This is a genomic window from Bacillus sp. SD075 (assembly GCF_017355165.1).
Lineage (GTDB): Bacteria > Bacillota > Bacilli > Bacillales > DSM-1321 > Peribacillus.
Map to the genome: position 1 here is coordinate 1 of NZ_JADILK010000084.1, position 7,546 is coordinate 7,546.

Consider the following 7,546-nt stretch of genomic DNA (forward strand, 5'->3'; position numbering starts at 1 on the left):
CAGCGACCCATGACGGGTCGCTGTTTTTTTGATCAATGTACAGTTGCATCTTCCTGTTTTTCATTTAATACGCCGTTCAATTTCTTATACCGATAAATAAAGTAAAGAAGTGATAATATTAATGCCGCAACGAGGAATATGGCCAATATGCCAAGATTATGCCACATGAAGCTATAATCTCCTGTTGAGATGACCGCACGAAAAGCATTAATAGAATAAGTCATCGGTAAGAACGGTGTGAACCCTTGCAGGAAGCCAGGAACCAATTCATTTGGAAATGTTCCGCCACTGCTGGTCAGTTGAAGAATCAGAATCAATAATGCTAAGAACCGGCCAGGATTATCAAAGGCTGATCCCAGGAACTGAATGATTGCCATGAATGTACAGCTAGCAAGAATGCTTACTGCAAAAAATAGTGGCAGGCTCGTTACATTGATTCCAAGACCTAAAATTAAAATCGAGTCCACCAATATGGCTTGACAAATTCCTATGAGTGCCATGACGCTGTATTTACTTATAAACCAGCTAAATCCATTTGCCGGTTTAACAGCAGGATCTCTTAACGGGAATATGATCGTCAGAACGATAGCCCCGATAAATAAACTTAATGAAATTAAATATGGTGCAAAACTAGTTCCATAGTTTGGTACATTGTTAATTGGTAATTTATCCACTTTAACTGGGCTTGCAAACATATCATATACTTCTTCATTGGATTTTATCTTGCCTGCTTCGTTTGCCCCATCATTCAATTCGTCATGTAATTCTGCAGATCCATCTGAAAGTTTAGCGATTCCATCTTGTAACTTAATGGCTCCATTCGCCAGTTCTCCCATACCATTAGTAAGGCTGGATGAACCTTCCTTCAACTTATCCGTTCCTGAAACCAATCCTTTCGAACCTTCGGAAAGCTGTGAGGTTCCACTTGATAATTGCTTGGATCCATCTTCAAGCTGATCAAGCCCACTTACCAAGTTATTGCTGCCTTCGGTTAACTGTCCAAGCCCATTCTGGGCTGAATCTATACTATCGCCAAATGTTTTCAAACCTGACACCAATTGACCTTGACCATTTTTCAGTTCATTCGCCCCATTGGCAAGTTGATCCTGAGCTTGCTTCAATTGAGTGAAACCGCCGCTTAATGCACTTGTACCTTCCCCTAACTGATTAGCTCCATCACTAAGATTATTTGAGCCTTTAGCCATTTCACTTGCACTGGCTGATAGTTTCCCTACTCCTTCAGAAACTCCTTTACTTCCTTCACTGATGCGGGTTAGAGAAGAAATCACTCCCTCCAAATGCGCTTTCACTGCAGGATCATCCGTAGCTTCAGATTGTTGTTTCAACCCTGAAATAACCTCATCCAAACCTGCCGAAACTTCAGATGCCCCCGCTTTTGCTTCGTTCGATGCTGCGCTCCATTCAGACAATGAACCTGAAAGCTGAGCAGCGCCAGCAGCCACACCATTTGCCCCCTCTGTCAAAGCGGGAAGCTTTTCTTCAATTTGATTGAAGCCCTCCATTGAGTGTTGCAGTCCAGAGGCCAATTCACCAGTTCCAGCTTCAGATTTCTTGGCTCCTTGCAAAAGCTCCGATTGTCCATCCTTCATTTGTCCAACACCAGAGCTAAACTGTTGTAACCCTTGATTGAGTTCTTTTGATCCCGCAGCTGCCGAACCGACCCCATTCGAAAAGGTCAATGATTTTTCAGCTAACTTTTCCAGGTTTTCATGGATTTCAACAGAACCTGAGTGAAGGGAATCAATTCCTTCATCTACTTTTTTGGAGCCTTCTTTAGCTGAGTTAATCCCTTCACCAAGTTCACTTGATCCCTTCTTCACTGTATCTGTTCCATCTTTCAATTCACCAGCTCCATCACTGGCACTTTTGAGCCCGTCAGCCACTTCGTTCAAATTATCGAACATTGACTCCGCATAGGTTTTTGTAACGGCTGACGAAACTTCCCCTTTGATTCTCTCTGAAGCTGCGTCACCTATTTTTGTAGATATATAGTTGAAACCTTCATTGGACGTATAAATTAAATCAAGTTTTTCCGGATTGTCCTCCTGTAAGGTCGTAGCATTTTTTGAAAAGTTTTTCGGGATTTCTATTTTCATGTAATAATCTTGATTTTCCAGGCCATCATCGGCCTCTTTTTGACTGACGAAATGCCAATCGAAATCCTTCTTTTCCTTTAACTCCTTGACTAAATCTTTTCCTATTGTAAGTTCCGATTCATTGAACTCCGCACCCTCATCCATATTGACAATGGCAACAGGCAATTGGTCCACCTTACCATATGGATCCCAAAATGCCCACAGGAACGTGCCGCTGTATAATAAGGGAATCAGTATGATCCCTATTATGGAAATGAGTATCATAGGATGTTTTATTATGGCTAAAAATTCACCCTTTAAAGATTTTAACACGCGCACCAAGCCCTCCTATACGACGAATATGCCGTTTATTTAATCTTTCACGGTGAAAACGGATTGAAGAATACATATTTAAGTCATTTGCTTCTGCAATATATATTTAAAAATTTCTTAATCTTAACCTTATATATATATTACTTATTAAACGACTGATAATTAATGACTATATTGTTCATTCGGTCATTATCACGAAGATAATATAACATTTATCCATCTTTTTATCAATATTTTTTCTCTTGTCTTACACCCTATATTTACAATTTTTCTCTTTATATCCTATTTAGATTGGTTTTTTAGCTAATTAAGATCTTATCATCAGCTGATAAAATCGACTTTGATATTACAAGGCAAAAGGGTATCCATAATGGATACCCTTTTAATTAACTATATTCGCATAATTAAATGAAGCGCTTTCATATCATTTTGATATAATGCCCTTTAACTTTTCTGCCTGCCCGTTCAATTTCTTTAAGGACTCCTGATACTCTTTTTCTAATTGCTTAATGATGCCGGAAGCGGTATCTATTTTTTTAATCGCCCCTACACCATGACCTGCTGACCAAATATCACGCCACGCCTTAGAATCAGATGATTTGGACATGCTGTCAAAATCGACTTTGTCTTTTTTAGCTAATTTTTCTGGGTCCATGCCTTCCTTTCTGATGCTCGGTTTAAGCATATTACAATTAACGCCTGAAAATGCATCAGTCAAGATGATGTCATCATGATTTGAATCGACAAGCATTTCACGATATTCATCATTTGCCCTGCTCTCTTTTGCCACGATAAAACGTGTACCCATATATGCAAGATCAGCTCCTGCAGCCTGAGCGGCCAAGATACTATGACCAGTACTGATGGATCCTGCAAGCAAAATGATTCCGTCCCAGAATGTCCTTACGCTGTCCACGAAAGCAAAGCTATTAATTTCACCCGCATGACCACCGGCCCCCGCAGCAACTAAGATCAATCCGTCCACACCTGACTCCGCAGCCTTTTTTGCAAAATCCACAGAGCTGACATCAGAAAAGACCAAGCCGCCATAGCTATGTACAACATCCACCACATGTTTTGGTGAACCTAATGATGTAATGACGATGGGAGGCTGATGCTTTTTGACCAATTCCAACTCTTCTTCAAGACGGCTATATGTACGGTGGACAACCATATTCATTGCCCATGGTGCAATCTTTGAGCCTGGTTCTTTAGCCTTTGCTGCAATCAAAGTCTCGTTTATGTCACCCAGCCATTCATCCAATACCTCTATCGGCCGCGCATTCGGCGCTGGAAAAGAACCGATCACCCCATTCAAACAGCATTCCTTCACTAATTCAGGACCGGATATTAAAAACATAGGTGCTGAGATAATTGGTAATGATAATTGATTCCACCACTGATCAGGCAAACTTCTTGTCATCTTGAAACCTCCCATTTTTAATATATTACCAAAATATAACACTACTAGATTATCATACTTCTAAAATACACAATTTTCAAGAAATTAATTTAACAGCAGAATCTCTATGTCATGCTGCGCCATTTCAATGAAAAAACTGTATATGGAATACGTCCCATATACAGTATCGTTTCAATATGATAACGCCCAATTACGAATGGCCTTAGCTACACCATCTTCTTCATTTGTTGATGTAACCCAATCTGCTGTTTCTTTCACAATTTCTTGGGCGTTTCCCATTGCTACACCCACTTTTGCATCAGAAATCATGGCAAGGTCGTTAAGGCTGTCACCTACAGCCATAACATTATCCATAGTAAGATCAAGCAATGAACATACAAGCTTTATCGCTTTCGCTTTATTGACGCCCATGGCATTCACTTCAATATTCGTTGGGCTTGAATTGCTTATTTCAAAGTTTCCTTTTGATACCAGTTCATCCATGATGATTTGGCGGACGTCATCATCATTTGTATCAAATCCGAATTTAAGCCATTGCGAATCATGAATTTTTTCAGGCATTTTAGCCCGGTAAATATTATCGCAACTAATTGCCCAAAAATGTGTACCATGTTTTTGGCTTAATTCCCACATCCATTGTATGGACTCACTATCGACGATATTCCTTTCCACCAGTTTTCCTTGATTATCATATATTTCGCTTCCGTTTACCGTAATGAGGTATGATTGGAGTTCCATTGACTTTGCAAAATCACTGCAGGTCGCAAAGGATCTTCCTGTGCTCAATACAACAAAAATCCCTTGATCTTCGGCTTCTTTTATCGCTCTCCGATTTTCTTCAGATATCTCTCCAGCCTTATTGAGTAGCGTGCCATCCATATCAAGTGCAACTAACTTAATATCTTGTTTCTTCATTCTTTTTCACCCTTCCATAATCCTTCTTTAGGTAACTAAGTCCATGATAGCTTATAATGCATACGGAAGGAAAGTACGTGAAGAATTGAACAGGCATTACCATTAGTGACATGCTTTTTATAATCAACCAAATATCCTTATCCGGGCACTTCGTATTCCGTCACTCTAAACATCTTCTACTCCCTGTCTTTTTTCATTTCATTCAATTCTTTTTTTATCTGACCTTCCCATTTTGGAACACCATCATTTTCATCAAATTCTATAATGACATCCGTTACTCCTCTTTCCTTGAATATTTCATTAAACAACCGATCTTTGATATCATCCGCCTGGGCGATTGAAATATGGGGATCAAGTTCAACTTCAAGTTCAACATGAAAGTCTTCCCCTTCTTTTATAACGGCCAGTTTCTGTATATCCCTTACGTCTGGATCATCCATGACCATAGTTCCAATTTTTTGCCGCATTTCAATATCGGCTTCTCCAAGAGCACCTGCAGCATTATCAAGAAAAACCCTTCCAACCACATAGAACATACCAAGACCGATCATGACGGAAGCAACTCCTTCCGCTTGGATGAAGGGCGTGAAGTTTGCCAATAAAATGGCAATTATCGCAAGTATCCCACCACCGGTTGCTACCATATCTTCCATGAATACTAATTTCGTCGCTGGTTTTGCCCTTTTTAAACCAGAGAAGCTCTTAAATATAACGGCTGTTCCTTTAGCTTCGATTCCAGTCTCATGCACCACTTCTTTCATCGCTTTAAATAATACATATGATTCCAACACAACTGCTAACGAAAGGACGGACAAATTTATAATGATACCAGTTGATTCTGCTGGGTGCAAAATGTGATGGAACCCTTCTTTAATCGTTTCATAAGACATGATCCCGACAACTAATACTGCCCCTAATAATACGAGATTAACCAAACGTCCAAAACCATCAGGGAACCGATCAGTTGGTGACTTTTTACTTAGTGCGGAACCAATGAAGACGAAAAACTGATTCGCAGCATCACCCAAAGTATGTAGAGTTTCAGCAAACATAGCGACATTACCTGTCATGAAATAAGCAATCCCCTTTAGCACAGCGATGATACTATTCACACAGGCAGCAATGAACGCAGATTTATTACCTTGTTTTAATAATCGAAATAATTCTTTCATATAATAACCCCCCTAATCTTTTTATTAATCCATTATCATAATGTATTATCCCCAACACTGGAAAATATGAAACCACAAAAGCGAAACCCTTAACTATACGATTGGGGAATGGCTATAACATGTATATCCCACAAACGTATATATTCGAGAAATGGACTCATTCTATTCTAATGAGTTCACAATGGTCATTCATTTCTTAAGAAAACTGATTCACGCAACAAAAAGGGGAGTAAGCGGTGGCTTACTCCCTATCATGCAAGAACTTCTGCGTTTAAGCTTCCATCCCCTTTTTAACTAACTTAGATGGATTATTTACTTTATACCGTATTTCTTTATTGTATTTTTTGTCGACCACTTTTCCATCAAATTCGATTTTGTCCCCTTCTTCGAGCTCAGCTTTTTTTAATGTCTTGCTATAACCACACCAAGCATCGCCGATAGTCAATTCAGGTTCCGTTGTCACTTTGACATTCTCCAAAAGGATGACTTCATCTTCTTCACCAGTGAAATGGTTCATTTTCGCCGTGAACTCCTTGATGGTTGCAGTGAAATGCACTTTTTCCCCAGGTAAGTCCAACTTAGGTTTTGCTGCCTTCTTCTTAGTTTTGGTTTTTGCTTTTTTAGGTTCTTCACCTAGCTTATCGGAGTTTTCCGTATTTGGGGCTTCCATCACCTGCTCAGTTTCACTTGTATCTGCAGATGTTTCGGAAACCGGTCCACTCAACAATTCTTTTCCAAAACTGGAGCTTTGCATTTCCTTTAAATAGGAAGGGTGAATGCAACTAAGCTTACCATTTTCAAATTCTACGACTACAGTGTCAAGACCATTTCCATATTGTTCATAACCTGCCAATTTGACTTTTGCTTGTAAACTGCCGCTTTTATATAATAGTTCTCTTTTTACCGATCGGGCAGTGAATAATTTCCATTCCAATCCTTTAGCGATATAGTCCGTATCATCACCAAAAGGGATATACTCTCCTTTTGGTGCAATATAATGAATCAAATCTTCAGCTGAAGTTTCAGCCACAGTCACCACTCCTAATCTTTTCTATAGATTATATTCTAGCAAAGGATTTCAAAGTTGCAAATGAATGAGTATCATGATGGGTTGATAATAGTCACAATAACGAACACGTTTAAATTCCCCCAATAATGAATACGATCATTTTTGGAACCAGAAAAAAGCTGCCCACTAAGAGCAGCCCAAACTATAGACAAATTCAAGAGGGATTTCGCCTGCAGTTTTTCTTATATAAAAACGTTCCTGTTGATTTCAAAAATCAGCTCCCTTTCCGCCGACTGTCTGCTAAGTCTCTCGCCGCAAGCATCTCAGCGGGGGTCTTGGCTAGCCAGTTATTCGGCAGGATTGTCGTAAATTTCTTCATTTTAATGAGGGAACAGTTAAAAAACATAAACTATAACCTATTCTTGTTTATAATCATTGTTCGGGGTACCTCCTCCTACATCACCGTCTGCCAAAATCAGCCAGAAATGAGAGTGATAGAAAACCGTTTATATCCAAATTTCCCACGATTTTTTCTTTCAAAATAACTACCATCCTTTTGGAAACAACAAAAAAGCTGCTCACTAAGAGCAGCACAGAC

The 7,546-nt window shown here is 39.5% G+C and carries 5 protein-coding genes; all 5 read right to left on the reverse strand.

The window, feature by feature from the left end:
* Positions 1-32: 32 nt before the first annotated feature.
* Positions 33-2,429 carry a YhgE/Pip domain-containing protein gene (locus tag IOC57_RS25005; RefSeq protein WP_207441285.1) on the reverse strand — a complete coding sequence of 799 codons (2,397 nt, stop codon included), beginning with the start codon at positions 2,427-2,429 and terminating at the stop codon, positions 33-35.
* A 424-nt stretch (positions 2,430-2,853) separates the two neighbouring features.
* Positions 2,854-3,852, reverse strand: coding sequence for an NAD(P)H-dependent flavin oxidoreductase (locus IOC57_RS25010; protein ID WP_207441287.1), 999 nt, complete (start codon positions 3,850-3,852; stop codon positions 2,854-2,856).
* Between the two features lie 171 nt (positions 3,853-4,023).
* A complete protein-coding gene (locus IOC57_RS25015; protein WP_207441289.1) occupies positions 4,024-4,767 on the reverse strand; it encodes a Cof-type HAD-IIB family hydrolase in 744 nt (247 codons plus the stop codon).
* Positions 4,768-4,943: 176 nt separating this feature from the next.
* Positions 4,944-5,939 carry a cation diffusion facilitator family transporter gene (locus tag IOC57_RS25020; protein ID WP_207441290.1) on the reverse strand — a complete coding sequence of 332 codons (996 nt, stop codon included), beginning with the start codon at positions 5,937-5,939 and terminating at the stop codon, positions 4,944-4,946.
* Between the two features lie 271 nt (positions 5,940-6,210).
* Entirely contained in the window at positions 6,211-6,969 is a 759-nt protein-coding gene (locus IOC57_RS25025) for a hypothetical protein (RefSeq protein ID WP_207441292.1), read from the reverse strand.
* Positions 6,970-7,546 lie beyond the last annotated feature (577 nt).